Origin of the sequence: Lactobacillus sp. W8093 (genome assembly GCF_016100925.1) — a bacterium.
In the GTDB taxonomy this organism is placed as follows: domain Bacteria; phylum Bacillota; class Bacilli; order Lactobacillales; family Lactobacillaceae; genus Lactobacillus; species Lactobacillus helsingborgensis.
Window position 1 is genome coordinate 32,851 of sequence record NZ_JACFRL010000006.1, and the last position, 25,129, is coordinate 57,979.

The 25,129-nt window shown below is 37.0% G+C and carries 24 protein-coding genes and 1 pseudogene; 18 read left to right on the forward strand and 7 right to left on the reverse strand.

What is annotated here, in order from left to right; translation table 11 throughout:
• Positions 1–38: 38 nt before the first annotated feature.
• A pseudogene (locus H3T47_RS05190) lies at positions 39–260 on the reverse strand (IS3 family transposase); the annotation flags it as partial.
• A 780-nt stretch (positions 261–1,040) separates the two neighbouring features.
• On the opposite strand from H3T47_RS05190, the gene H3T47_RS05195 reads away from it, so the two are divergent.
• The 3 genes from H3T47_RS05195 (at position 1,041) to H3T47_RS05205 (ending at position 3,813) form a co-directional block, all read left to right on the forward strand.
• Complete coding sequence (locus tag H3T47_RS05195) at positions 1,041–1,469, forward strand: hypothetical protein (RefSeq protein WP_199282760.1); 429 nt, start codon at positions 1,041–1,043, stop codon at positions 1,467–1,469.
• A 168-nt stretch (positions 1,470–1,637) separates the two neighbouring features.
• On the forward strand, positions 1,638–2,483 hold the full coding sequence (locus tag H3T47_RS05200) for a helix-turn-helix domain-containing protein (protein ID WP_199282761.1): 846 nt from the start codon (positions 1,638–1,640) through the stop codon (positions 2,481–2,483).
• A 103-nt stretch (positions 2,484–2,586) separates the two neighbouring features.
• A complete protein-coding gene (locus H3T47_RS05205) occupies positions 2,587–3,813 on the forward strand; it encodes an MFS transporter (RefSeq protein WP_199282762.1) in 1,227 nt (408 codons plus the stop codon).
• 213 nt (positions 3,814–4,026) lie between these two features.
• Here the strand turns inward: H3T47_RS05205 and H3T47_RS05210 are convergent, their stop codons facing one another.
• From H3T47_RS05210 to H3T47_RS05220, 3 genes are all read right to left on the reverse strand, one after another.
• Positions 4,027–4,266, reverse strand: coding sequence for a hypothetical protein (locus H3T47_RS05210; RefSeq protein ID WP_199282763.1), 240 nt, complete (start codon positions 4,264–4,266; stop codon positions 4,027–4,029).
• Positions 4,267–4,449: 183 nt separating this feature from the next.
• The gene (locus H3T47_RS05215; protein ID WP_038521802.1) at positions 4,450–4,731 is read right to left on the reverse strand and encodes a DUF1827 family protein; all 282 of its coding nucleotides are present in this window, start codon (positions 4,729–4,731) and stop codon (positions 4,450–4,452) included.
• Positions 4,732–4,859: 128 nt separating this feature from the next.
• Positions 4,860–7,061, reverse strand: coding sequence for an ATP-dependent Clp protease ATP-binding subunit (locus H3T47_RS05220; protein ID WP_199282764.1), 2,202 nt, complete (start codon positions 7,059–7,061; stop codon positions 4,860–4,862).
• A gap of 174 nt (positions 7,062–7,235) precedes the next feature.
• On the opposite strand from H3T47_RS05220, the gene H3T47_RS05225 reads away from it, so the two are divergent.
• The 6 genes from H3T47_RS05225 (at position 7,236) to H3T47_RS05250 (ending at position 11,864) form a co-directional block, all read left to right on the forward strand.
• Complete coding sequence (locus H3T47_RS05225; RefSeq protein WP_038521808.1) at positions 7,236–7,418, forward strand: hypothetical protein; 183 nt, start codon at positions 7,236–7,238, stop codon at positions 7,416–7,418.
• Positions 7,419–7,531: 113 nt separating this feature from the next.
• Complete coding sequence (locus tag H3T47_RS05230) at positions 7,532–7,798, forward strand: phosphocarrier protein HPr (RefSeq protein WP_034977366.1); 267 nt, start codon at positions 7,532–7,534, stop codon at positions 7,796–7,798.
• A complete protein-coding gene (gene ptsP, locus H3T47_RS05235; RefSeq protein WP_199282765.1) occupies positions 7,798–9,531 on the forward strand; it encodes a phosphoenolpyruvate--protein phosphotransferase in 1,734 nt (577 codons plus the stop codon). The genes H3T47_RS05230 and ptsP overlap by 1 nt, the downstream gene beginning before the upstream one ends.
• 204 nt (positions 9,532–9,735) lie before the next feature.
• Entirely contained in the window at positions 9,736–10,134 is a 399-nt protein-coding gene (gene spxA, locus H3T47_RS05240; protein WP_038521818.1) for a transcriptional regulator SpxA, read from the forward strand.
• A gap of 107 nt (positions 10,135–10,241) precedes the next feature.
• The gene (locus tag H3T47_RS05245; RefSeq protein WP_038521820.1) at positions 10,242–10,949 is read left to right on the forward strand and encodes an adaptor protein MecA; all 708 of its coding nucleotides are present in this window, start codon (positions 10,242–10,244) and stop codon (positions 10,947–10,949) included.
• Positions 10,950–11,024: 75 nt separating this feature from the next.
• On the forward strand, positions 11,025–11,864 hold the full coding sequence (locus tag H3T47_RS05250) for a competence protein CoiA family protein (RefSeq protein ID WP_038521823.1): 840 nt from the start codon (positions 11,025–11,027) through the stop codon (positions 11,862–11,864).
• On the opposite strand, the gene H3T47_RS05255 is transcribed toward H3T47_RS05250, so the two are convergent.
• Positions 11,850–12,470: a DsbA family protein gene (locus tag H3T47_RS05255; RefSeq protein WP_038521826.1), complete on the reverse strand. Its 621-nt coding sequence runs from the start codon at positions 12,468–12,470 to the stop codon at positions 11,850–11,852. The genes H3T47_RS05250 and H3T47_RS05255 overlap by 15 nt on opposite strands.
• An 80-nt stretch (positions 12,471–12,550) precedes the next feature.
• Positions 12,551–13,174, reverse strand: a complete 624-nt coding sequence (locus H3T47_RS05260) for a CYTH domain-containing protein (RefSeq protein WP_038521829.1) — start codon at positions 13,172–13,174, stop codon at positions 12,551–12,553.
• Positions 13,175–13,538: 364 nt separating this feature from the next.
• On the opposite strand from H3T47_RS05260, the gene H3T47_RS05265 reads away from it, so the two are divergent.
• The 3 genes from H3T47_RS05265 to H3T47_RS05275 are packed head-to-tail and all read left to right on the forward strand — an operon-like array spanning position 13,539 to position 15,851.
• Positions 13,539–14,168 carry a GTP pyrophosphokinase family protein gene (locus tag H3T47_RS05265; RefSeq protein WP_038521832.1) on the forward strand — a complete coding sequence of 210 codons (630 nt, stop codon included), beginning with the start codon at positions 13,539–13,541 and terminating at the stop codon, positions 14,166–14,168.
• Positions 14,168–14,974 carry an NAD kinase gene (locus tag H3T47_RS05270; protein WP_038521835.1) on the forward strand — a complete coding sequence of 269 codons (807 nt, stop codon included), beginning with the start codon at positions 14,168–14,170 and terminating at the stop codon, positions 14,972–14,974. The genes H3T47_RS05265 and H3T47_RS05270 overlap by 1 nt, the downstream gene beginning before the upstream one ends.
• The gene (locus tag H3T47_RS05275; RefSeq protein ID WP_199282766.1) at positions 14,961–15,851 is read left to right on the forward strand and encodes an RluA family pseudouridine synthase; all 891 of its coding nucleotides are present in this window, start codon (positions 14,961–14,963) and stop codon (positions 15,849–15,851) included. The genes H3T47_RS05270 and H3T47_RS05275 overlap by 14 nt, the downstream gene beginning before the upstream one ends.
• Before the next feature lie 50 nt (positions 15,852–15,901).
• Here H3T47_RS05275 and H3T47_RS05280 read toward each other — a convergent pair whose 3' ends face one another.
• The gene (locus tag H3T47_RS05280) at positions 15,902–16,933 is read right to left on the reverse strand and encodes a lactonase family protein (RefSeq protein ID WP_038521841.1); all 1,032 of its coding nucleotides are present in this window, start codon (positions 16,931–16,933) and stop codon (positions 15,902–15,904) included.
• 169 nt (positions 16,934–17,102) lie between these two features.
• On the opposite strand from H3T47_RS05280, the gene H3T47_RS05285 reads away from it, so the two are divergent.
• The 6 genes from H3T47_RS05285 (at position 17,103) to H3T47_RS05310 (ending at position 25,033) form a co-directional block, all read left to right on the forward strand.
• Positions 17,103–19,859 (forward strand): cation-transporting P-type ATPase, encoded by a 2,757-nt coding sequence (locus tag H3T47_RS05285; RefSeq protein ID WP_038521844.1) that lies wholly within the window; start codon positions 17,103–17,105, stop codon positions 19,857–19,859.
• A gap of 80 nt (positions 19,860–19,939) precedes the next feature.
• Positions 19,940–20,320 (forward strand): PTS glucitol/sorbitol transporter subunit IIA, encoded by a 381-nt coding sequence (locus H3T47_RS05290; RefSeq protein ID WP_038521847.1) that lies wholly within the window; start codon positions 19,940–19,942, stop codon positions 20,318–20,320.
• Between the two features lie 13 nt (positions 20,321–20,333).
• Entirely contained in the window at positions 20,334–21,560 is a 1,227-nt protein-coding gene (locus H3T47_RS05295; RefSeq protein WP_046326906.1) for an AI-2E family transporter, read from the forward strand.
• Positions 21,561–21,602: 42 nt separating this feature from the next.
• Positions 21,603–22,160 carry a tRNA (cytidine(34)-2'-O)-methyltransferase gene (locus tag H3T47_RS05300; RefSeq protein ID WP_038521850.1) on the forward strand — a complete coding sequence of 186 codons (558 nt, stop codon included), beginning with the start codon at positions 21,603–21,605 and terminating at the stop codon, positions 22,158–22,160.
• A 1-nt stretch (position 22,161) separates the two neighbouring features.
• Positions 22,162–22,554 (forward strand): DUF1149 family protein, encoded by a 393-nt coding sequence (locus H3T47_RS05305; protein ID WP_038521853.1) that lies wholly within the window; start codon positions 22,162–22,164, stop codon positions 22,552–22,554.
• A gap of 19 nt (positions 22,555–22,573) precedes the next feature.
• Positions 22,574–25,033, forward strand: coding sequence for a DNA translocase FtsK (locus H3T47_RS05310; RefSeq protein ID WP_199282767.1), 2,460 nt, complete (start codon positions 22,574–22,576; stop codon positions 25,031–25,033).
• Positions 25,034–25,129: the final 96 nt, after the last annotated feature.

Sequence of the window (25,129 nt, forward strand, 5' to 3'; positions counted from 1 at the left end):
GATGTGAACCCTAAAATTAGGACACTTTATATTAGCTGCTAACCGAGGACTAACTTCCGATATTCAATCGGAGTTAGTCCTTTTGGTTTGATCTTGATTCTTTTCTGATTGTAATACTCAATGTAGTCTCTAACCGCATCCTCCAGTTCAGTGACATTCTTAAACTGCTTTTCGAAACTATAAAACATTTCTCGTTTAAGTATGCCGCAGGAGCCTTCCATTAACCCATCATCAAGGGAATTGCTCTTGCGTGACATTTGATTGACTAATACCATGTTTTTTCAGCCACGCTTGAAATTGGCCCTTTTAGTGACTAGATATGGTAGATTAAGGGAGTTATTGGTAACTTCTTTCTAGAATTTTGTGGTTAATTACATTCTATTAAAGAAGTCCAATGGACTTTTTTGTTTTCTAATCAGGGCAAGTGTTCAACTTCATTTTACAATTTACCATTTTATTATTTTGTTAGCGCGTATTATCTGAACATGGAAGGAGTTAAGCACAGATGCCCGGAGAACCCCCAGGGTATCTGCGCATGGACCGATGTCAGGACAGAAGTTTTAGTTTCCTATAGGAAAAATAGGCAAGCATAATATGAGTTTATGCTAAAATTTAAATTAAAGAATAACGCTAAATAGATAAAGGCAAAGCTATGAAAATTAACGATATAATAATAAAAGGTATAAAAAATAGTGAAAAAATTGATACACCGTCAGTTATTTATTTAAAAGATGTATTAGATTTAATATAGATGAAGCGTTAAAACAATTATCGGAAGTAAAAACTAATGAGACAAAATTACTTTATTCTATAAAAGCTTGTTATAACTCAAAAGTAATTTCGCTTTTATCAAGATTTGTGGCCGGCTTTAATATTTCATCTGTACAAGAATATAAAAAATAGCTCGGTTTAATAATAAAATTGTTTCGGCTACCGGATTTGAATATGATAAATTCGATTTAAATAAAAATTCTGTTTTTTATTTTAATTCAATAGTACAATTACAAGATTTCTTAGAAAGTAATAATTTCCGACTAAACTTGAAGATAGGTATACGAGTTCGTGCGCCTGAGAATTTATATTCAAAAGAACAATATTTTTCTCACTTTGGATTTTCATTGGATCAACTTAAAGTTTTAGAAAAGATAGCCACAAAATACAATTTTTGTGTAACTAGCATTCTTATTCATCAAGAAAATAAAGTATATCGTGATTGTTCTACACTAGGCGCATTTATAAATACTTTGTTAAAATTTGATTTTTTAGAAAATCATTGCGTTAGTAAGATTGATAAAAATGAAGATGGATTGTTTTATGTAAATTATGGTAACAAAACTATTATTTGTAAGTATTTAATAGTTGCTACGGGTATTTTAACCTTTCCAAACATATTAGATAAACCAGAAGAAGTAAGTATAGGCCTGCATACGCCAGATGAAATGATAAAAGAAACAGTAGAGAAGCATTAGTAGCATAAGCTATTAATTGTAAGAATCGATAAGGACTCTATTAGAAAAGACAACTATTGCTGATCCTAGTAGTAGATTTCCTTTCTTTTCTAGAGAAAGGAACTGGTTAAATAGCTATCAACATAAAATAGAGCTTGATGAAGAATAACCATAAAAGGTAGATTAGTTATGAAAATTGGTGAAGCCTTGAAGGAAATGCAGAAAGAGCTTGGACTAACCGGAAAAGAAATGGCTGCTGGCATTATTACAACTGGTACGTATTCACGTGTGATCCATGGTACTAGGAGAATAAGCAGTGATTTATTAATAAAATTACTACTAAAACACAATATAGACTTATCTTATTTCTTTGATAAAGTATCTGATACTTACATGCCTCCCTCCAATAGGTTAGAACAAAAATTATCCTCTCAATTTGGACTTGCATTTAATAATCATGATAGTGTAGCAGCAGTTACAACATTCGAGCAGATTAAAAAGGCTAATGTTAGTATTCATTTTAAAAAAAGAGTACAGATAGCTGTTGCTTTTTTGACAAAAACTACAGATGATTTAGATAATAAGTTTAAGAAATCCATTATAGATGATTTAAATAAAGATAGTAACTGGATTTTTAATATTCAAGCTTTACTTTTGTTTGCTACATCATTTGAAATTTTACCAATTGAATTTGTTGAAAAAAAGATGGTCTTTTTCTTTAATAAAATATCACGATCTAAAAACATCTCAGAAATTATGAAAGAAAGATTTGCCATCGTTTGTGTTAACTATTTACATTGGAAATATTCTCAAACAATAGGATTGAATGGAAAAATAGGGATAATTGGAGCTAATGTAGTGAATGCTATAAATTATCTTCAAAGCTTAGAGTCAACCACTCATTTTATCATTTATATAATATCAGCTAAATATTATTCTGCATTGTTTTCTGGTAATTTAACCCGTGCTAAGCAGATTAAAGAGAATCTGCTTGATATGGGGTGTACATTAGTGGTTAAAAATTGGCCACTGTGAAATTTTTGTTTATTTAAAAATGGATATTTATTATTTATTTATAGCCAACCGGTTATGAGTATTATTAAAAATAAGAAAAGGATTATAATTAAAAAAGTGTATTATGTTATGTAAAAAATATGCAAACGTTTATAAGCTGCTAGTTGGCCGAGTCACGACCAACATCGCCGACAGCCTGTTCTACATGGCGGTGCTCTGGTACTTCAAGGAGACCGGGCACTCACCTTTCATGGTAGCGATCCTGTTGACCGTTACTTCCGGGATTGACATGGTCTCGTTCGGCCTGGGCCCCCTGATTGACCGCATCTCAATGAAGAAGCTGCTGAACTATTCCACCATCATCCAGGCCGCAATCAGCGCCGCGGTGGTGGGGGTGCTGCAGCTGGGCCAAGGCGGCATCGGGGTTGACGCCGTAGTCTTAATTCTTTACACGGCCTCCACGGTTCTTTCAACCATTATTTACCCGGCCGAAACCAAACTGCTGCCGCTGTTTGTCGCGGAAAAAGACATGCTCCACTTCAACGGCCTGTTCCAGGTGACCTACGGCGTTTTGGACTTAGTTCTGGACGGTTTTGCCACCTTTCTGATTGCGACAACGTCAATCAGCATGACCGTGGTCATCTCCGGCGTGGTTTTTGCGCTGGCCCTGCTGACCTACGGGCGCCTGCAGATTAACGCCCTGGCCAAGGACGTCTTGGAGAGCGAGGAGTACTTCACCGGCTCCTACTGGAAGGACCTGCACGTCGGTTGGCAGACGCTGAAAAATGAAAAGAATATCCTGGAACTGATCCTGCCGCTGTGCGTCGTCAACTTCTTCTACGGTATTTTCGACGTGGGCCTGCCGTATTTTGGGCAGAGCTACGTTCATGACTCGGCAATCGGCTACGGCGGCCTGCTGATGGCCTCGTCTCTGGGCGGCATCGCCGGTGCCTTCCTGGTGCAGCACTTCAAGCTGGGCAAGAAGAGCATGGAATTGTTCATCGCAATTTGCTTTATGAGTGCTGGCGTTTTCCGCCTCCTGGTTCCGCTGACGGCGGGCCTGAGCGTCCTGCTCATCCTGTTGAACTCGGCCATCTCCTCTATGTGGCTCACCATGATGAACACGGACTTTGAGGCCTTGGTGCAGGTCAGCTTCTCGTCTGCGGTGCTGGGGCGCATCGAGACCATCAACGACAGCATCCTGTCCGTCATGATCCCGCTCGGAACGATGGCGGGCGGGCTGGTGGTTGACCGGCTGGGCGCAATCAGCACGCAGTACATTTACGGCGTTACGCTGCTGCTCGCGGCGGTCTACTACCTCGGCGTGGTCAGGCACAAGGCCAAGAAGTAAAAAGAATCCGCATGGCATTAACATGATTATTCATCAGATTATGTTGCTATAGTTTGGCGATGTTTTGATTGAGCATTCAGACTAAAAATAGATATGCCCCTTGAAATTAAAGTAGTTTAATAATTTCTGGTTAAGGACTAACTTCCGATATTAAATCGGGGTTAGTCCTTTCAGCTTGCTTGTTCCGGTGAAGGTAAGTTCTTGAAGGGCTGTTCAAAGCCGTAGAACATATTCCACTTTAAGGTGCCAAAGAAAGCCTACTATCAGTCCGTTGCCTTTGCGCGGTATGGACTGGTGGATGCCACGGCTTTTTAAACCTAAATCTAGTGCTACGTGATAAAGGGACTCATGGTTAACTATGAGTCGCCTAAGAGCCTGCTTTTTAAAATTACTTGTATAAGCAGTGAAAGGTTGATCTAAAACGGCTAGACCGTGACGGTCAATTAAAGCCAACAAATAACCAATATTAGATCTGCCAACCTAATAACGCTGACTTAACTCAGTAGGGTCGATTTGATAATCATGCCAAACATGATAGATTTCAATTTATCTTGTTTAGATAATTTAGACATAAAAATAACCCCCAAATTTGTCCTAAATTTGGGGGTCATATCAACTGGCATTATGCCAGTTTTTTTATTTATCAATATGAATTTCAATCACATGTTGACTTTTGTCAAAAGTTAAAACATACGAAGGATTTTTTTGTTTAACTAATCGTTCAATTACAAAGTCTGTTTCATCTTTACGGACGCGTCGATTGTGATTTTCCAAGACAATCCCGATAGCTTTATCACTTTCGGTGTATATAACAGAAGTATTGCCTAGAGAATATACTTTAACATAATTTACATTAGTGGTATTTAGTTGACTATGAACAAGGTCCCGATAACTATTGGTTACATCTATCAAATGCATGGATTTCACCTGTTTCTTCTAGTAGCTCTTTTTTATTTTAGTATACAACTAATCATAACTTTTTTCTTTAATAAAAAGCATGATTATCATAATTTGCAATAATCATGCTTAGTGAAAAATCAATTTAACTAATTGTTTTCGGTGTTAACCTCGGTATCACCGGTATTTTCATCATTACTAATCACAATCTTGCCATCAGCTACGCTAGCTAATAAGTGCTTAGCTGCAGGATGATCCAATTTATAGTCTGCTACTTTGTCTTCAATCTCTTCTTGAATAGTTCTCCTAAGAGGTCTTGCACCCATAGCAGGATTATAGCCTTCTTCGACTAACTTGTTCTTTGCTTCATCACTAACAGTAATCTGTAAACCTTGGTTTTTAACCATATCGTTGACTTCTGTTAACATCAAATTGACAATTTTTACTAAGTCTTCCTTAGTTAATTCGTTAAATTCGATTACATCATCCAGACGGTTGAGAAATTCCGGCTTAAAGAACTGGCTCATTGAACTTCTTGCTGAATCAGGCTTATCATTAGCATTTTCAGCAGTAAAGCCGACACTGGTATTTTTAATACCCTGACCCGCGTTAGAAGTCATAATGATAATAGTATCTTTAAATGAAACCGTTCTTCCCTGTGAATCAGTTAAACGACCGTCATCAAGTATTTGTAAGAACAAATTCATAACAGCAGGATCAGCTTTTTCGATTTCGTCAAGCAGTATTAGGCTGTATGGGTGACGACGTACTCGTTCAGTAAGTTGTCCAGCTTCTTCATAACCAACATAACCCGGAGCAGAACCGATCAATTTAGAAACAGAGTATGACTCCATGTATTCAGACATATCAAACCGAATTAAAGCATTTTCTGAACCAAACATTTGTTTAGCTAGTTGTTTGGCAAGTTCGGTTTTACCAACTCCCGTTGGTCCTACAAAGAGGAAGGAGCCGATTGGTCTACCAGATTTGTTAAAACCGATCCGATTCCGGCGAATTGCCCGCGCCAACTTGTCAACGGCTTTGTCTTGACCGATAACATGCGCTTTAAGATTTGGTGCCAAGTTTTGTAACTGGTTTTCTTCCTGCTTTTGCAAATCGCCAACAGGGATACCAGTCTTTTCTTCGACAATCTTGTTCATAATCTTACTGGTGATTACCGGAGATTTATCTGGATCAACTTTTTGATCCTTCATTTTATTATATTTTTCAATTTGGTCGCGGTAGTATGCGGCCTTTTCGTAGTCTTCATTCTTTAATGATTCCTGCTTTAATTTTTGCGCTGCTTCAATCCGTTCCTTCATTTTTTCTTTATCAACATAAGGAATGGTTAAATTCATTCGTGAACCAGCTTCATCGAGTAAGTCAATGGCTTTATCAGGTAAAAACCGGTCTTGAATGTAACGCTCAGACAATTCTGCAGCAGCTTTGATCGCATCATCGGTATAGTGAACGTGATGATAATCTTCGTAACGCTTTTGAATACCCTTTAAAATACGGATGGTTTCAGCTACTGACGGTTCTTTGACATCAACAGGTTGGAAACGTCTGGCTAAAGCAGAATCTTTTTCAATTTCGCGATATTCTTTTAAAGTGGTAGCGCCAACAAGTTGTAAGTCACCACGAGCGAGGGCAGGTTTAATGATGTTGCCGGCATCCATTCCGCCTTCGGCATTGCCTGCACCAACGATTTCATGAATCTCATCAATAAAGAGAATAATATCATCATGGCCTTGTACTTCTTTAAGTAGTTGCTGCATACGCTGTTCAAATTGACCACGAATACCAGTACCTTGTACTAATGAAACTACATTTAGTGATATGATTCTTTTATCTTGCAGCTTGGCAGGTACCGAGCCATCGACAATTTGTTGGGCCAAGCCTTCGACTACAGCTGTTTTACCGACACCGGCTTCACCAATTAAGACTGGGTTGTTTTTAGTTCTGCGGTTCAGAATTTCTATCACGCGCGCAATTTCTTTATCACGGCCAATTACTGGATCGATTTTGCCTTTTCTTGCTAGAGCGGTTAGATCTGTTCCGTACTGATCAAGCAGTGACCGACCACCGCCAGCACCATTATTGCCGTTAGCGTTGCCCGGACCACCAGTACTCATTCTAGGATCCCCTGGGTTACCAGCGTTGCCATTATAGTTGAAGAAATCGCTGAGATCGCCGAAGAAGCCGTTATTGTCATTGTTCATATTAATATTTCCTTGTTGTTTAAGTTGTTGATAACATTGTCCACATAAATTAATTTCTCGACGCTGTCCATTAACTTCTGCAAAAAGGTGAATGGAGGCTGGTCGTTTTTGACAGTTTTGACAAAGCAATTATATTACCGCCTTTCATATCAATTTACTAAATTATATAATTAGCACTCGCAATAATCAAGTGCTAAAACTTATTTCTTATTATTTGTAAGTAGCTTAAATATGATAAAATAATTCTAGGCAAAATCAAAAAAATTGCTGTAATGATATCGGTTTAAAAAAAGCGGTGGTAAAATGGATTATCAAAAAATTTTAGAGCAGTTGGCAAATGGGGAACTTGATCATTATGAAGTTGACCCGCAAAATGCTTTTGAATTTCAAGCTGCATTAAGGTCTTTTGGCAAAAGGCAAAATATAACCGGAAAGGCTTTGAGGGGCGGTAAAATAATTTATTCGCAAACCAAGACTGAAGTTTAATGATGTAAACTGTTACATTTATGTTGTCTAATTCACAAAAAAATGATAGTCTAAGTAGGCGAATAGGTATTTACTACCGGTTTGATTTTTTGAATTCAAAGGAGATATATATAATGGAAAAACGCGATTTTCATGTTGTTGCAGAAACAGGTATTCATGCTCGTCCAGCTACATTGCTAGTACAAGCTGCTTCTAAGTTTGGTTCAGATATCAACTTGGAATACAATGGTAAATCAGTTAACTTAAAGTCAATCATGGGTGTTATGTCACTTGGTGTTGGTAAGAATGCTGATGTTACTATCAGTGCTGATGGTGATGATGAAAAAGATGCAATCAATGCTATTTCTGAAACAATGAAAAAAGAGGGTTTGGCTGAATAATGACCAAGACATTAAAAGGAATTGCTGCAAGTGATGGTATTGCTGTAGCACCAGCTTATCTCTTGGTTGAACCAGATCTTTCATTCACCAAAGCCACAGTTAGTGATGTTGATAGTGAATTAGCTCGTTATAAAGAAGCAATTTCAGTTTCTACTGCTGAAGTTGAAAAAATTCGCGATAGTGCGAAGAAGAGTTTAGGTGAAGATGAAGCTCAAGTCTTTGAAGCTCACTTAATGATTCTAAATGATCCTGAGTTTACGGGTGCAATTGAAAATGAAATTAAGGAGCAGAAGGTTAATAGTGAAGCTGCTCTTGATGAAACTGCGCAAAAATTCATTACAATTTTTGAAGGCATGACTGATAACGAATACATGCAGCAGCGTGCAGCTGATGTGCGCGATGTTTCTAAGAGAATCATGGCTCACTTACTGGGTAAAGAATTACCAAATCCAGCTTCTATTGACCATGAAGTTGTGGTGGTTGCTCATGATTTAACCCCTAGTGATACAGCTCAATTAAATAAGAAATACGTTAAGGGCTTTGTAACTGATATTGGTGGTAGAACTGCGCACTCAGCAATTATGGCACGTTCTTTGGAATTGCCAGCAGTTGTCGGTACAGATTCTATTACCAAAGATGTTCAAAATGGTGAGACTGTTGCAGTTAACGGTCTTAATGGTGACGTGATTGTAGATCCAACTGATAGTCAAATCGCTGATTATAAGCAAAAGAGTGCTGATTTCTTAAAGCAAAAGGCTGAATGGGAAAAATTAAAGAATGAACCTTCTGTCACAGCTGATGGCAAGAAATTCACAATTGCTGCTAATATTGGTACACCAAATGATATGCAAGGTGTAAACGATAATGGTGCTGAAGCCGTTGGATTATACAGAACTGAGTTCTTGTATATGGATTCAAAAGACTTCCCGACCGAAGACGAACAATTTGAAGCCTATAAGGAAGTTATTGAAGGAATGCACGGTAAGCAAGTTATTATCAGAACCATGGATATTGGTGGCGATAAGCATCTTGATTACTGGGATTTGCCAGAAGAAATGAACCCATTCTTGGGTGTGCGTGCTATCAGACTTTCACTTCAAAATGAAGAAATCTTCCGTACACAACTAAGAGCTCTTTTGCGCGCATCAACTTATGGTAAGTTGGGAATTATGTTCCCAATGATTGGTACTTTAGGCGAATTACGCAAGGCTAAAGCAATTTTGGCAGAGGAGCAAGAAAAATTAGCAGCTAAAGGCGTTAAAATGGGTTCTGACTTAGAAGTTGGAATGATGATTGAAGTTCCTGCCGCTGCTGTTTTAGCTGATCAACTTGTTAAAGAAGTTGATTTCTTCTCAATCGGTACTAATGACTTGATCCAATACACAATGGCTGCCGACCGTGGCAATGATAATGTTTCTTATCTTTACCAACCAGCCAACCCATCAGTTTTACGCTTAATTAAGCACACAATTGATGCAGCTCATGAAAATGGCATTTGGTGTGGCATGTGTGGTGAAGCAGCTGGAGACAGTACAATGTTCCCAATCCTGCTTTCAATGGGATTAGACGAATATTCAATGAGTGCTACTTCAATTTTGCGCATTAGAAGTTTAATGAAGAAGTTGAACACTAATGATATTAAGGAATTAGCTAATAAAGCTTGTTACGTTTCAGAAACTGCTGAAGAAAATGAGCAGTTAGTTAGTGACTTAATGAAAAAAGTGGACAAATAAATATTGATTAAAAAAAGGATACATTCATAAAAATTTAATGTGTCCTTTTTTAATTTCTTTAATCTTTCTTGGTAAAAAAGTCATAGAATATTCACTTTTAAAAATTACCATAAAATTATAGTTAGTTATGGAAAATCTACTTACAAAAAAGAAGTAGTATGCTATAATAATTTAGAAGACTAATTCTGAAGGAGCGTGAAATATATGGTCAATTTATATATATCTCCGAGCTGTACATCATGCCGTAAAGCAAAGGCTTGGCTAAAAAAACATGACATTCCTTTTAAGGAAAGAAATATTTTTTCTGAGCCTTTAACTAAAGAAGAGCTTTTACAAATTTTACGTATGACCGAAAATGGTACTGAAGAAATTATTTCTACGCGTTCAAGAGCATTTCAACAATTAAAAGTAAATCTTGATGACTTGTCAATCGATCAACTACTTGACTTGGTTGAAAAGAATCCAAGTCTTTTAAGACGTCCAATAATTATGGATGACCGTCGACTTCAAGTTGGCTATAACGAAGACGAGATCAGACGCTTTTTACCTAGAAAAGTCCGTCGTCTTGAACTTGAAGAAATGCAAAAAATTGCAGATCTATAAAATTCATGAAAGTTTAAAATAAAAGCGTTAGTTTTTAAACTAACGCTTTTATTTTATTGGGAAAGTACGCTACAATAGAACAAAGAACCTGATGGAGGTGAGAACTCATGCAAGTAGATCATATTAACGACAACACAATTCGCGTGAGAATAGGTAAAAAAGAACTGGCTAATCGTGGACTTAAAGTTTTAGATTTACTGGGCGATAAAAATAAAATTCAACATTTCTTTTATTCGATTTTGGACGAAATAGATACTGATCACTCATTTAGTCAGGATGCGCCGGTTACTTTTCAAGTAATGCCTAATAACGGTGGACTTGATTTACTTATCACCAAAGTAACAGATAAAGATCGGAATAATTTAGCCCAATTATTTGATAATGATACCGCTAATAATGGGAAGAACAATCAAGATTCACGGAGATCTTTTCTTGATCTGGAAAATGAAGACGAAGGAAATAGTGAAGAAGATACTTCTTCTACTCCTAAGGGTAAGAAGGAATTTTGGAAGTTACAGAAGAAACAGGGATATTGTTTCAACGATCTTAATCAAGTAGTGGAACTGGCTGATAGTCTGTTAGCTGCTGATTTAGAATCCAGTCTTTACTTTGAACGAGGAAAATTTTACCTTGAACTGACATTTACTGATACTGATTATGCAGAAATCAAACCTGCCGACGCATGGGCGATTGCAAATGAATATGGTATTAAGGTTAAAGCAAATGAAATGGCTCGCGTACGTATCAATGGCAAGCGGATAATTGCACATGATGCTTTAGGTTGCTTGCGCCATTATTTTAGCAAAATTAAATAGAAAATATTTTTAATTAGATAGAAGGGCAAGAATTAATTCTTGCCTTTTTTGCGTACTTATTTTTAGGTGATAAAAATGTACGCAGCTTTGTTGAATAATGTCTTAGTATTAGCTGTTGATGAAGCGCAAAAGCAGCAAAATAAAAATTTAAGTCAAAAATATTTTTGCCCGCATTGTCAAAGAGAAGTGCAATTGGTAAACAAAAAAGAGGGGTCATATTTTAAGCATCTTGCTCAAGTGATTAATATGTCTGGGGAAAATAAAGAACATGCTCTAAGTAAAGAACTGCTTTATACAGCTCTTAGAAAAACGCATTTTGATGCACAAATGGAAGCTAGTTTAGCAAATGGGCAATTGCGTGCTGATATTTTGGCCAGCCCAAAACTCGCTTTTGAAATTCAATGTGCTCCTCTTAATAAATCAGAATTTCGTCACCGCCACTTGCTTTACCGGCATTTAGGGGTGAAAGACATTTGGATTGTAGGTAAGAGGCACTATTTAGAACAAAATTTAAAAAAGTCGCAACTTATTTTTTTTCGCAATAATCAAGCATGGCAAGATTATTATTTAGAAATTAATCCGCAACAAAAAATATTGCGCCTTAAATATAACGTCTTATTAGAACCCATTACGAATAAACTTCATTATCAAATACAAGTTTTTAATTTAAATCCAGTTGGATTAAGAAATTTATGGCACTTTCAGCCAGATTTACAAAAATATCAGGTGAACTCGCAAAAGCAAAAAGAGTACCTGCAATTACAACTTGCGCAAAAAAGTTTAAAAGGCCTGCAAATAGCAGAAAAATTATACAAAAAGCGGCAAACCATTGAAGATTTGCCGCCTTGGGTTTTTCAAAATTTTCGCGCTATTAACACTTGTGATAATATCACCAAGTATTTAAATCAAACGTAAGTGTCTAATAGGATAGTAATTGCTTTTTTCTTCATTGATACAGCCGTTACTTTTAAAAAGCTTAACCAGTTTATCATGAGCTAATATTCCTTCCAGCATAATGCCGCTGTAATTACCACTTTCATTGAAAATAATTGTAGTCGGAATATTTCTCACATTAAATTTACGAACTAATTTTTTGTCTTGGAAAATTGAATCGTCAATATAGTGGGCAATCCTGCGATCATTTATGCGATTAAAATTTAAGTTAAGGTCACTAGCAACTTGTCTGGGCAAATCTTCAGAGTATTTATTAAAGTCTTCGCTCATTGCTCTTTGCAGGGCAACTAAATAAGCGCGTGCCTTTTTGTTACCGTATTCAAGTTTAATTGCATGATAATGACGTAGCGCCTGAAAAGACGCAATGGTATATTGCGGTATATCAGTAATTCTTTGACCAGCTTTTTTTCTTCTAATGATGTCTTCTTTAATAACTTTAGCATTTATTACGGGAACAAAATGATAAGAAGAATTAATATTGAGTTCATCAATTGCATCTTTAATTAATGTCTCTGTGTTATAGCAATAAATGCCAACAGGATTCACAAAGAGAAAAATCTCAAACATGATCAGGCTCCTCCAAAACTGATTATTATGTACAACTCTATCAAATACCTATCCTTTGAACAAAAAACATACCTTCTCTATCATATTTTAACACGATGAATGTAAGCGCGTGCAATTTTTGCTCGATTGGTATTGCTTTTGGTTTGAGTAAAACCATATTCTTTCTTTAGCTTATCCAAAACCACGCTAATTGTTTGAGGGTTATTATTTTCTATTTCAAGTTCAAAATCTTCATAGCCGTCGGGATAGGTACTGTCATCAAAGGTCAGCTCACAATTTTCAGGACCATTTGCAAGTATGCGGTGCGTTTTACTATAGGTTTGCAAATTTAGTTGCAGATTATGGTCAAAGTGCTGGTTTAAATATTTACCAGCGCTGTATTTAAAGGTAATGTGCTGATTATTAAGACCATTTTTGACATAATCCTGGGCTTCTTTTAGCGAAAGATTATCATTTATTTCAATCGCCTCATGAAATTTATTTTGCAATGGATTTTGATGAGGCACTTTGAGCGTTTGTTCAGCCCGATCAGAAAAAATACGGATACGGCAACTGATTCTACTTTTTTTGAGTAATCTATTGCTGGTATCGAAGTAATAATTTTCTTGGTTAAAACTTTCTTTTACTGTAAAATCACTACACAGCTTTTGGAAAATTTCTTGTGGTAAAAGTATTTTTGCTTCTATCTCGGTATTTTCTGCCATTAGTACTACTCCATTCTTTTTATAAATATAAAAAGTGTCTATAAAGTATTTTGTACACTTCACTACGAAAATTCAAAATTTAACTCTGAAAAAAATAAATAAATCGAGTAGGTATTCCGCAAATTACTATTCTAATACGATTTCTGATAGAAATGCTATAAGAGTACATATTTGCTAAAATTAATAAATTTATCATAATCTTAAAAGGTTGATTGTGCAAGGAATAAATCCTATGGCTAAAGAAGTTTTTGGAGTTGTGTATAGCTCAAAAAGGGCAAGAATGCTTAAACAAGGTAATCCTATGAAATTGCTATCATATATTTTATGTTAAAATGGATATGCTGTTGAGAAAGGAATTATTTCTATGAATTTTGATTGGGATAATTTTTTATGGCCTTATGATGAGGCCGTGCGAGAATTAAAGGTGAAGTTTCGTTCTTTGAGACAAAGTTTTTTGACTCAAGGTGAACATTCACCGATCGAATTTGTGGTCGGCAGAGTTAAAACTGTTGATTCAATTAAAGAAAAAATGCAAAGGCGTGTTATCAGTCCGGATGTGATTGAGACTGACATGCAGGATATAGCAGGGATACGAATAGTTTGTCAATTTGTAGATGATATATATAAAGTAGTAGACTTAATCCATGAGCGGGATGATATGGAAGTGATTGAAGAACGAGATTATGTTCAAAATGCTAAGCCTTCCGGTTATCGTTCTTATCATATGGTGATTTCATATACTGTCTATTTACCTACTGGATCAAAAAAATTGTTGGCAGAAATACAAATTAGAACTTTGGCAATGAATTTTTGGGCAACTGTTGAGCATACTTTAAATTATAAGTACCAAGGCTCTTACCCCAAAGATATTTCCCAAAGGCTAAAATCCACTGCAGAAACAGCCTATAAACTTGATGAAGAAATGTCTTTAATTAAAGATGAAGTGCAAGAGGCTCAGAAGGTTTTTACCAAAAACAAGGGTAAGGAAAAATAATGAGAATTACAATTGCCCATAACACTAATCAAGAAACTTTAAAAGTGGTAGCGCATTTGCGGAAATTATTAGAAACGAAAAAAGGGGTAGTTTTTGATGCCAAATACCCTGATGTGGTTATTACTGTTGGCGGTGATGGAACCCTAATTAATGCTTTTCATCGTTATGAAAATCAAATAAGCTCAATTCGTTTTATTGGCATTCATACTGGTCATCTTGGTTTTTATACTGACTGGCAAGGCCCTGATGTTGATAAGATGGTGGATGCACTGTTTTTACGAGAACCAGAATCGGCCGCTTATCCATTGCTTGATGTAAAATTACTGACTGAAGCTGGCGAAAAAAAGCACTTTTTGGCGTTAAATGAATCTGCAGTCAAACGGATATCCCATACACTTGAAGCCAAGGTTTATATAGATAACCAGCTGTTCGAAAATTTTCGCGGTGATGGTCTATGTATTTCTACGCCGACCGGGTCAACCGGCTATAACAAGTCAATTGGCGGGGCGGTGATCCATCCTCGGTTAAAAGCGCTGCAAATGGCTGAAATAGCTTCTATCAATAATCGTATTTTTAGAACACTATCTTCACCCATTGTACTTGCGCCAGAGCAGTGGATTACAGTAGTGCCCAAGGCTGATCATTTTGTCATGACTGTAGACGGGCGCCGCATCAATGTCCGTAATGCTAAGAGAATTGATTATCGTATTTCTAGCAAAGAAATACATTTCGATCGTTTTGGACATACTCATTTTTGGTCACGGGTTCAGAGTGCCTTTATTGGAGATGAAGATGACAGTATTTAAAGTTTTGGTACAAGATAAAGCCCCCAAAAAATTAGGGGCTTTTTTATTGAAAAATGGTTTTTCAAAAAGAGCTGTCAATAATGCCAAAAATGCTGGCGGTTTATTGCTGGTCAATCACAAAAGAAGATATACAAATTATCTTTTACATACCGGTGATGAAGTTATTTTCGTGCCAGGTAAAGAAAGGGATAATCCCTGGCTGGTCCCTTCACAAAAACCAGTGGATATTATTAAAGAAACTGATAATTATTTAGTGGTTAATAAACCGGCTGGTATTTTATCCATACCCTCACGCTATGATGATAATGCAGTTGTTAATCAGGTTTTAGGCTATTTTGCTCAAAAAAATGAGCGTGGTGTCAAACCGCATGTTGTTACTCGCCTTGATCGCGATACGTCAGGTTTAGTTCTAATTGGTAAAAATGCTATTGCCCATGCACGTTTTAGTCAAATTCCTAAAACAGACTTTGTCAAAAAATATCATGCAATAGTTCACGGTAATTTTACTCAAAATGAACTGGCTGGCATAATTGATCAGCCAATTGGGCGGAAGGGAACTGCAATAGTGCGCTGTATTGACCCTGAAGGTAAGAGAGCCAAAACCGCTTATCAGGTTATTGCACAACGACCTGGTGCCAGTTTAGTTGAATTACGGTTATTTACCGGGCGGACGCATCAGATTCGTTTACACATGCAATATATTGGTCATCCTCTTTTTGGCGATCCCTTTTACGGTATAGAAGATGATTTTAGCCGGCAGGCACTAAGCTGTTTTTATTTGGAATTCCCAGATCCTTTTAATCCTGCCAAAAAAGTACAAATTGCGATCGCAGATGCATCGGATATGATGAAATTGTGGCAGAGCTTTAAAAAATGATAATAAAAAAGGTTGTCTCTAAATAGAGACAACCTTTTTGTTTTCCTAAATTATTCACTGAAAAGTACGCGTGTACCCTCAGGGACAAAAATATTTTTTTGGATAGGAGTAAGACAGCCATTTTCAGCGTCACGAGTATATAAAGTAGCATTATCAGTATTTTGATTAGTAGCTACCACGTATTTCTCGCTCTCATCCCAGTTAAAGTCACGCGGAAATTCTCCAAAGGTTGAAATCCTTTGCCGTAATTGTAAGGTGTGATCAGCATTAACGGCGAAAACCGTAATAGTATCGTGACCCCGATTTGAAGTATAAATAAATTTGCCATCTCGGCTAATTTTAATTGCTGCTGAACCGTTATGATCTGAAAAATCATCGGGGATTGTTGAATAGGTGGCAATATTTTTAAAATGCCAGTTAGTTTCATCAATTGCTACCAAATTGATCTTGCTTGAAAGCTCACCCACAACGTAAAAGTAACCACCATCAGGACTAAAAACGATATGACGGGTGCCAAATCCAGGCTCATTTTGATATTTAGCCAAGTGTTTTAGTTTGTTGTTATTGAAACTATAAAAATCAACACAGTCATTGCCTAAATCACAACTCACTAAGTTGCCTTGAGGGGTTTCGTCAAAAAAGTGCGGGTGGGGGCCATCTGCTTGTTCTGGACAAGGACCAAGTGTGTCAGCTGTGTGGGTTACTGAATCTAAATAGGTCAAACTACCATCTTGATCGTAAGAAAAGACAGCCAGAACAGCAGTGTGATAATTTGCTGTATAAAGCAGTTTTTTGTTTCTGTTGATCCCGATATAAGCTGGTGATGAACCAGGGGTCAAGTATGAATCTTTTTCCGTATATTGACCATTGACTAATTCAAATGAACTAATGCCGCCTTTATCCCCAGCATTGTTAATAGTAAAGATGAATTTGTCATCTTGTACGAAATAAGTTGGTCCACCAACCTTAATTACTTCTTTAGCAGGCCCCATTTGCATTTCCAGGCCGTCTGCTTTTTTAAGCGGCAATTCATAGATTCCTGTGGCCTTTTTCTTGGTATACCCGCCAATTAATAATTTCATGTTTGAAAAGCCTCCAATTTAATTTATAATTGTTTCAATAATTAGTATAGCATGACATGCAATTGTAAAAATTTTGAACAGCTCAACATATATAAAAAGTGTTAAAGTATGTTGTCAGTTATATTAGTTACTATAAACAAAAAATATGAATTTAAGAGGTATGTTGAAAATGGATGAAAATAAAATTCGGGAGCTTTATGCCAAGAATGATATTTCTGAAGTTTATACTAATCTTCACTCATCTTCTGCAGGTCTGACTTCTGCAGAAGCAACCGCAAGATTAGAAAAATACGGTCGTAACGAAATTAAAAAGTCGCAAGAAGAATCAGAATGGAAAGCATTTTTTAAAAATTTCATCAGTATGATGGCAATTTTATTATGGATTTCTGGTTTAGTTGCTATGTTTAGCGGAACAATAGAGCTGGGAATTGCAATCTGGCTGGTTAATATTATTAACGGTCTCTTTAGTTTCTGGCAGGAGCGAGCAGCTAAGAGAGCCACAGATGCTCTGAATAACATGTTACCGACCTATGTTCAGGCCATACGTGATGGCAAAAAAATACAGATTGATGCTAAGGAATTAGTTCCGGGCGATGTTTTCATTCTACAAGCTGGTAATGCTATTCCAGCTGATGCCAGACTAATCACTGCTAATTCCATGCAAGTAGATCAAAGTGCTTTAAACGGTGAATCTGTTCCAGAATCTAAGACAACGGATTATGCTCCTGGAGAAGGCAGCTATGCGGAGACCGACTTGGTCTACTCCGGCACAACTGTTGGGTCTGGGACAGCACGTGCAATTGCTTTTGCCACGGGAATGAATACTGAATTTGGTAAAATTGCCCAGTTAACACAAAAGCAGAATAAGGTAGATAGTCCTTTGACTCAGGAACTCAACCGCTTAACTAAGCAGTTATCCTTGATTGCTGTTTCGATTGGTATCGTCTTTTTGATCGCTGCCATTTTCTTTGTTAAGTATCCGTTTGCTAAAGCATTTATTTTTGCTTTAGGGATGATTGTTGCGTTTATCCCAGAAGGATTATTGCCAACTGTTACTTTAAGTTTGGCTCAAGGGGTTAAGCGCATGGCTAAAAAGCATGCCATAGTTAAGGAATTAAACTCTGTTGAAACTCTGGGAGAAACTACGGTTATTTGTTCTGATAAAACTGGAACTTTAACTCAAAACCAAATGACTATCCACTATTTGTGGACTCTTAAAAATGAGTATAGAGTTACTGGTAATGGTTATGTGAATAACGGGCAAATTGAACTAAACGATAAACAGCTTTGGTACGAAGAAAACCCAGATTTACATAAACTGGTACAAATTGCATCTTTAGATAATGATACTGCTGTTCAGCCAAGTAAAGTAAGGGGCGGAAAACCAAAGATTTTGGGAACGCCTACCGAGGCTTCTTTAATTATTATGGCTGAAAAAGCCGGCTTTGATCGGCAAAAGGTTTTGGTCAAATACCCCCGTTTACGTGAATTACCGTTTGATTCTAACAGAAAGCGGATGTCTACTATTCATCGCTGGAATGATCACCAATATATTATTTTTACTAAAGGCTCATTCAGTGATGTGATCAAACAATGTGATCAAGTTCAGGTTGACGGTAAAATTCGGGAAATGACACCTGATGATAAGAAACGTGCTCAACAATATAATGCTGAATATGCTGCTAAAGGTTTAAGAAGTATGGCGATGGCTTATAGAATTGTTGACAAAGTAGATACCGATGTCACTAAGTTAACCATCGAGTCAGCTGAACAGCACTTAGTGTTTGTTGGACTTACCACTATGAGCGACCCGCCACGTCCAGAGATATACAATGCAGTCAAACGTTGCCACGAAGCAAAAATCAAAATTATTATGGTTACGGGCGACTCGAAATTAACTGCAAAATCTGTTGCAGTGCAGATTGGTCTAACTTCTGATAAAGCTCGGGTTATTTCTGGTGACGAACTAGAGTCTATGAGCGATGCTGATTTACGTGAGGCTTTAAAAGGCGAAGTTATTTTTGCCAGAGTTGCTCCTGAACAAAAATACAAAGTTGTTAAAACATTGCAGGAGAATGGCGAAATCGTCGCGTCTACCGGTGACGGAGTTAATGATGCTCCTGCATTAAAACAAGCGGATATTGGTATTGCAATGGGTTTGTCTGGTACTGATGTTGCCAAAGATGCGGCCAATATTATCCTAACAGATGATAACTTTGCTTCAATTGTAGCCGCAATCGAAGAAGGTAGAGCTGTTTATAGTAATATTCGCAAATTTTTGACCTATATTTTAACTTCAAACGTACCTGAGGCCTTTCCTTCAATCTTGTTCCTGTTTTCAGGAGGCGCAATACCACTGCCAATGACTGTTATGCAGATTCTAACAGTCGATTTAGGAACGGATATGCTTCCAGCATTGGGATTAGGCGAAGAAGCAGTTGATCCTGATGTTATGAAACAAGCACCGCGGCAGCGCAACGAACACTTGCTTAATAGAAGCGTCATTATCAAGGCATTTTTATGGTATGGTTTGATTTCCAGCGCGATTTCAGTCGGAGCTTATTTCTTCGTCAATTTTCAAAATGGGTGGCCACAAAATCCGTTAGCCGCTAGCGGCCAAGTTTACATGCGTGCTACTACTATGGTATTAGGGGCAATCATTTTTACGCAAATCGCCAACGTATTGAATTGTAGAACAAACAAGGTTTCACTTTTCAAAAAAGGCTTGTTTAGTAATAAGAGTATTTGGTTTGGCATCCTTTTCGAAATTCTTTTATTCTTTTTATTAACGGTTACTCCAGGATTGCAACAGTTATTTAATACTACTAGATTATTACCTGTTGACTGGATATTCCTATTTTGTTTACCAGTACCGCTGGTCATAATTGATGAAATAAAGAAATGGCTTTTATACCATCAAAAATAAAGAAGTCACAAAGAAAACCGCTTATATATTAGTTAAGCGGTTTTTGTTATGCTAAAATTAGAGCTTAAGGAGAGCAAAAAATGAAGTGGACAGCAACTATTACAAAAATTGGTAAACAAGCTATTGAACCTAAGGGTAATATGGTGATTTTATTTGGCGAAAATGTTACTCCAGAACTGGTAGACGTTTCCGTTATTCAAAAATTCGATCCTCAAACCCCTTTAGCTAGTTTTATTATGAAAAAAGGCGACACAATTACAATTGATGGTCAAACCTATGTGGCCGATTTTGTCGGTGCCATGGTTACCAGTGATATGCGCGCTTTGGGTCATGTCACATTATTTTTTAATCAGAAAAAGTCTAAAAATCCTTTAGCAAATGCCGTATATTTCACAATAGAGGATAAGCAGACAATACCTGAATTTAAAATTGGCGATGATATTGTATATGAACACATTTGATTAGGATGATTTGATGGACTACGAGAAAAAACATAAAAAGAGAACCATCTTTCAAAAATGGTTTTTAAATAACAGATTTAGTATTGCTTTACTAAATATTTTGTTGTTCTTCCTTGTAATTTGGTTATTCAACAAAATTTCATTTGTTCTTAACCCGGCAAAAGTTTTCGTGAGTGCAATTTTACCACCACTGATGCTGGCTTTAATTCAATTTTATATTATGAACCCGCTGGTAGACATTTTAGAGCGGAAATTTAAGGTGCCGAGACTGATTACAATCTTGGGACTATTTATTCTAGTGGCAATTTTATTGGTTTGGATTGTGAATACTTTGCTACCAATAGTTCAAAGTCAAATTAATTCTTTAATTGTACATTGGCCGCATATTTGGAAAGATGCGACCAACGCTGTGCAAGATGCACTAAGCAATCCACAACTACATAGTGTGAAGGGCAACATTAACGATGCTATTAATCGTGCACAAGATATGCTCTTTAAGTCAGGTCATGAGGCAGTCAATGCGGCGTTAAGCAACATTTCGTCAGCAATTAGTGTTGTGACTATTATCGTTATGACTTTACTTACCGCACCTTTTATTCTGTTTTTTATGTTAAAAGATGCTCATAACTTGCGCCCATACTTAATGCAATTTGCTCCAAAGCGCTGGCAAAAAAGTTTCGGTGAACTTCTTTACGATATTAATACTGCACTGGCATCTTATATTAGGGGACAGCTTACTGTTGCCTTTTGGGTCGGAGTCATGTTTGCCATTGGTTACAGTATCATTGGCCTACCGTACGGCATTGCCCTTGCAGTTTTAAGCGGTATTCTTAACCTTATTCCATATTTTGGTACTTTTATTTCCTTTATACCTGTAATCGTGATTGCTATCATGCTTTCTGTACCAATGGTAATTAAAGTTTTGGTTGTTTTTGCAATCGAACAGACCATTGAATCAAGGGTTATTAGTCCTTTGGTAATGGGAAACAAGATGGAGATGCACCCGGTAACCACTATTTTATTATTAATAGGTTCAAGTTCTGTTTGGGGACTTTGGGGCGTCATCTTTGGTATCCCAATTTATGCTATTTTAAAAATCATTATTTTACGTGTGTATAATTACTATCGTAAAGTTTCACAAGTTTTTAGAGAAGATGAGGTTGAAGAAACTGTACCAGTGATTTCTGATAACGACAAAAGTGTCAACGGCGATCAAGCTGAAAAAAAGTCTAAAAAATAAGTTAGGCTTTTAGTGAATTTTTGGTTAAGGAGAAGAAAGAGATTGACAAATCACGTAGTTTTATATGAACCACTAATGCCTGCAAATACAGGTAATATTGCCCGAACATGTGCTGGAACTAATACTGTTCTTGACCTGATTGAGCCCCTAGGGTTTCAAATTGATAATAAAAAGATGAAACGGGCCGGACTAGACTACTGGGATAAAGTAGATGTTCGGCTACATGATGATCTTAACGCTTTTTTAAATCAACTTGGCCCCAATGATGAAATGTACCTTATTTCCAAGTTTTCATCTAAGAATTACGCACAAGTTGATTATACTGATCCCGCAAAAAATTATTATTTTGTATTTGGCAAAGAAACTACTGGTTTACCAGAAACGTTTATGCGAGAATATTATGAACGCAATTTGCGCATCCCGATGTCCAATAATATTCGTTGCTATAATCTAGCTAATTCAGTGGCAATTGTTTTACTTGAAGCTTTGCGGCAGCAAGGTTTTCCTAATTTGGAAACTTCTCATCATTATGAAAATGATAAGTTGAAGGACAGCTATAATCGCCCTGAACGCTATGAACGCAATTTAGGAGGAAAATAAGATGGATTTTGAAAAAGAAACTCCTGTTTTGGTTAAAAATTTCCATTATGACATTAATGAAGAACCTGAAGTCAAAGATCAGGTGAACTTTGGACTTAAAAAAGTCGAAAAGCAAAATGAAGATGGTACAACTGACGCTGGTGTAGATGGCAGTTATTTTGACGTCACCGTTGTTTTCGATGTTGCACCAGCACCAGGAGAATTTGCAGTTAGTGGCATGATTAGTCAGATTGTCAAAATAAAAGATTACTTTGGCGATGGGAGCGATCTCGGTAAGGCTGATTACCAGCTTCTTAGCCGTCCCCTAGTTGAATACATTGAAACTTTAACTTATGAAGTTACTCAGATTACTCTTGATAAACCAGTTAATTTGAACTTCAAAGCTAATTTTTAAGTTGTGAACTGGTAAGATCATGCCTAGAAAGAAAAGGAGAAAAAATACCAAAGTCGCCAACAAGAAACAGACCAATGGGCTCATGTGGGCAATTATTGGACTTGCACAAATTATTATTGCTGTCTTAGCTTTTGCTAAATTTGGAATGTTAGGAAAGCAAATTGCCAATGTGTTTCGGCTCTTTTTTGGCGACTCTTATTTACTTGCCGCTGGAATTTGCATTATTTTTGGTTTGGTGATGCTTATTTATAACAAGCCAATGCATTTTAAATTTAAGCGCAGCTGTGGCCTGTTTTTAGCTATTTTAGGTTTTTTGCTGATTCAAAGTAGCCTCTTTTTTGAACATGAATTGGTAAATAATGCTTTTATGAATGCTTTTTGGCATGAAATGGCAGCAGAGTTTAGCAGAATAGCAGTGACTAAATCTGTAGGCGGCGGCATAATTGGTGCATTGTGCTATCAAATATTTTATCCGCTGCTAGGGCATATTGGTCTCAGAATTATCGCCATCTTACTAATTCCTAGTGGCATTTTGATGTTTTTTGACGTTAAATTTGCTACGCTGATCAAGAAGTTTCAATCCTTCAGCCAACTTTTTATAAACAAGAATAAAGCAGCTGGTTCTAAGATAAAGGACAAGTACAGTTTATTAAAGGAAAGACAGGAACAAAAGAAAGAGCAGGAAAATGCACGCAATTTGCGCGATCCGCTTTCTGATAATTCAACAATTTTTCCAGACGTAGAAGACTTTTCAGTTGATGATGTTCCAACTGAAAATAGTACTGCTGCAACTGGCGTAAATGATTTTGATTCCGGCAGTGCTGAATTTGATGATGTCCCTGAACATGAACCAGTAGAGCCACAGATACAAGTTGCCAGCCAAAATAATATTGCTAAGAAGCAAACTCATCAGGAACCGTTAAAAAATGCTACTAAATTACCACGTTCTCATTCATTTATTGCAGAAGATCAAAAACTCAAGCAGGATTTAGCAGCTGTTGATCATGGCGAATTTAATAAAGAGCAAGAAGTAAGTGCAGATTACCAAAAGCCACCGTTGAACTTGCTCGACAATGTGAGAAATATTGATCAAAGTACTGATAAAGCTCTTATTCGCCAAAATACGCAAACTTTACAATCAACATTTAAGAGTTTTGGCGTCAAGGTAATTATCAAAAGGGCGATTTTAGGTCCAACGATTACGCGTTATGAGGTTCAGCCTGCGGTTGGCGTCAAGGTTAGTCGTATAGTCAATTTAGCTGACGATTTGGCACTGGCCTTGGCCGCGAAAGATATTAGAATAGAAGCACCTATACCAGGTAAGCCCTATATTGGTATAGAAGTGCCAAACAAAAATACTTCAGTGGTGGCATTTAAAGATGTTATGCAAAATCAAGACAGGAAGGCTAAAAAGGATCCAATGCAGGTGCCTTTAGGTAAAGACGTAAGTGGTCAGACTATTTCTGGTGATTTGACTAAAATGCCCCATCTTTTAATTGCCGGTTCGACCGGATCAGGAAAATCTGTAGCCATAAACACTATTTTAACCAGCATTTTGATGAAGGCATTACCAGACCAGGTCAAACTGATTTTAATTGACCCTAAAATGGTTGAACTTTCTGTTTACAATGGAGTGCCCCATTTATTAATTCCGGTTGTGACGGATGCCAAACTTGCGGCAAATGCACTAAGTAAAGCTGTCAAAGAAATGGAACGCCGTTATAAGCTTTTTGCAGCTGGTGGCGCCCGTAATATGAGCGAATATAATGAAAAAGTGCGTCTAAATAATCAAGATAAGTCAAAGCCGGCTATGAAACCTCTACCTTATATTTTGGTTGTAGTTGACGAACTTAGTGACTTAATGATGGTTGGTGGTCGTGATGTTGAAGGTGCTATTGTACGTTTAGGGCAAATGGCTCGTGCTGCCGGTATTCACATGATTTTGGCAACGCAAAGGCCAAGTGTGGACGTCATTACCGGATTGATTAAAGCAAATGTCCCTTCACGTATCTCTTTTGCAGTTTCAAGTGGAATTGATTCACGAACTATTTTGGATCAAACTGGTGCTGAAAAATTGCTGGGCAGAGGAGATATGCTTTATATGCCTGTTGGTGCTTCAAAGCCTGAACGTATTCAAGGGGCATTTGTTTCTTCTCATGAAGTTGAAAATGTAATTTCATGGGTCAAAAAGCAGCAAAAGCCGGAGTATGACAAGGGAATGATTCCGCAAAAGGGTCAAGAAACCTCTGAAAATAAAGAAGAAGAACCTGAAGATGAATTTTATGATCAAGCCGTTGACCTGGTTAGACGTCAGCAAACTGCCAGTGTTTCTCTTTTACAAAGAAGATTCCGTATTGGCTATAACCGTGCTGCCAGAATAGTCGATGCTATGGAAGAAAAGGGCGTAGTAGGTCCATCTGAAGGCTCTAAACCACGTCAAGTATTGTTACCACCTAAAAAAGAAGGCGAACAGGACTAATTTTTAAGAAAGTTTATTGACTCGTTTTAATAGTTCAAATTTACAAAAAAATAATGGTAAAATAAAATCGAATATGAATGCATAACTGATTTTGTT

What these genes read in the sequence shown, in the direction of transcription:
- H3T47_RS05200 (WP_199282761.1), top strand. Translation starts at nt 1,638, where the DNA reads ATGAAAATTGGTGAAGCCTTGAAGGAAATGCAGAAAGAGCTTGGACTA.
- H3T47_RS05205 (WP_199282762.1), top strand. Translation starts at nt 2,587, where the DNA reads ATGTTATGTAAAAAATATGCAAACGTTTATAAGCTGCTAGTTGGCCGA.
- H3T47_RS05215 (WP_038521802.1), bottom strand. Translation starts at nt 4,731, where the DNA reads ATGCATTTGATAGATGTAACCAATAGTTATCGGGACCTTGTTCATAGT.
- H3T47_RS05225 (WP_038521808.1), top strand. Translation starts at nt 7,236, where the DNA reads ATGGATTATCAAAAAATTTTAGAGCAGTTGGCAAATGGGGAACTTGAT.
- H3T47_RS05230 (WP_034977366.1), top strand. Translation starts at nt 7,532, where the DNA reads ATGGAAAAACGCGATTTTCATGTTGTTGCAGAAACAGGTATTCATGCT.
- ptsP (WP_199282765.1), top strand. Translation starts at nt 7,798, where the DNA reads ATGACCAAGACATTAAAAGGAATTGCTGCAAGTGATGGTATTGCTGTA.
- spxA (WP_038521818.1), top strand. Translation starts at nt 9,736, where the DNA reads ATGGTCAATTTATATATATCTCCGAGCTGTACATCATGCCGTAAAGCA.
- H3T47_RS05245 (WP_038521820.1), top strand. Translation starts at nt 10,242, where the DNA reads ATGCAAGTAGATCATATTAACGACAACACAATTCGCGTGAGAATAGGT.
- H3T47_RS05250 (WP_038521823.1), top strand. Translation starts at nt 11,025, where the DNA reads ATGTACGCAGCTTTGTTGAATAATGTCTTAGTATTAGCTGTTGATGAA.
- H3T47_RS05255 (WP_038521826.1), bottom strand. Translation starts at nt 12,470, where the DNA reads ATGTTTGAGATTTTTCTCTTTGTGAATCCTGTTGGCATTTATTGCTAT.
- H3T47_RS05260 (WP_038521829.1), bottom strand. Translation starts at nt 13,174, where the DNA reads ATGGCAGAAAATACCGAGATAGAAGCAAAAATACTTTTACCACAAGAA.
- H3T47_RS05265 (WP_038521832.1), top strand. Translation starts at nt 13,539, where the DNA reads ATGAATTTTGATTGGGATAATTTTTTATGGCCTTATGATGAGGCCGTG.
- H3T47_RS05270 (WP_038521835.1), top strand. Translation starts at nt 14,168, where the DNA reads ATGAGAATTACAATTGCCCATAACACTAATCAAGAAACTTTAAAAGTG.
- H3T47_RS05275 (WP_199282766.1), top strand. Translation starts at nt 14,961, where the DNA reads ATGACAGTATTTAAAGTTTTGGTACAAGATAAAGCCCCCAAAAAATTA.
- H3T47_RS05280 (WP_038521841.1), bottom strand. Translation starts at nt 16,933, where the DNA reads ATGAAATTATTAATTGGCGGGTATACCAAGAAAAAGGCCACAGGAATC.
- H3T47_RS05285 (WP_038521844.1), top strand. Translation starts at nt 17,103, where the DNA reads ATGGATGAAAATAAAATTCGGGAGCTTTATGCCAAGAATGATATTTCT.
- H3T47_RS05290 (WP_038521847.1), top strand. Translation starts at nt 19,940, where the DNA reads ATGAAGTGGACAGCAACTATTACAAAAATTGGTAAACAAGCTATTGAA.
- H3T47_RS05295 (WP_046326906.1), top strand. Translation starts at nt 20,334, where the DNA reads ATGGACTACGAGAAAAAACATAAAAAGAGAACCATCTTTCAAAAATGG.
- H3T47_RS05305 (WP_038521853.1), top strand. Translation starts at nt 22,162, where the DNA reads ATGGATTTTGAAAAAGAAACTCCTGTTTTGGTTAAAAATTTCCATTAT.
- H3T47_RS05310 (WP_199282767.1), top strand. Translation starts at nt 22,574, where the DNA reads ATGCCTAGAAAGAAAAGGAGAAAAAATACCAAAGTCGCCAACAAGAAA.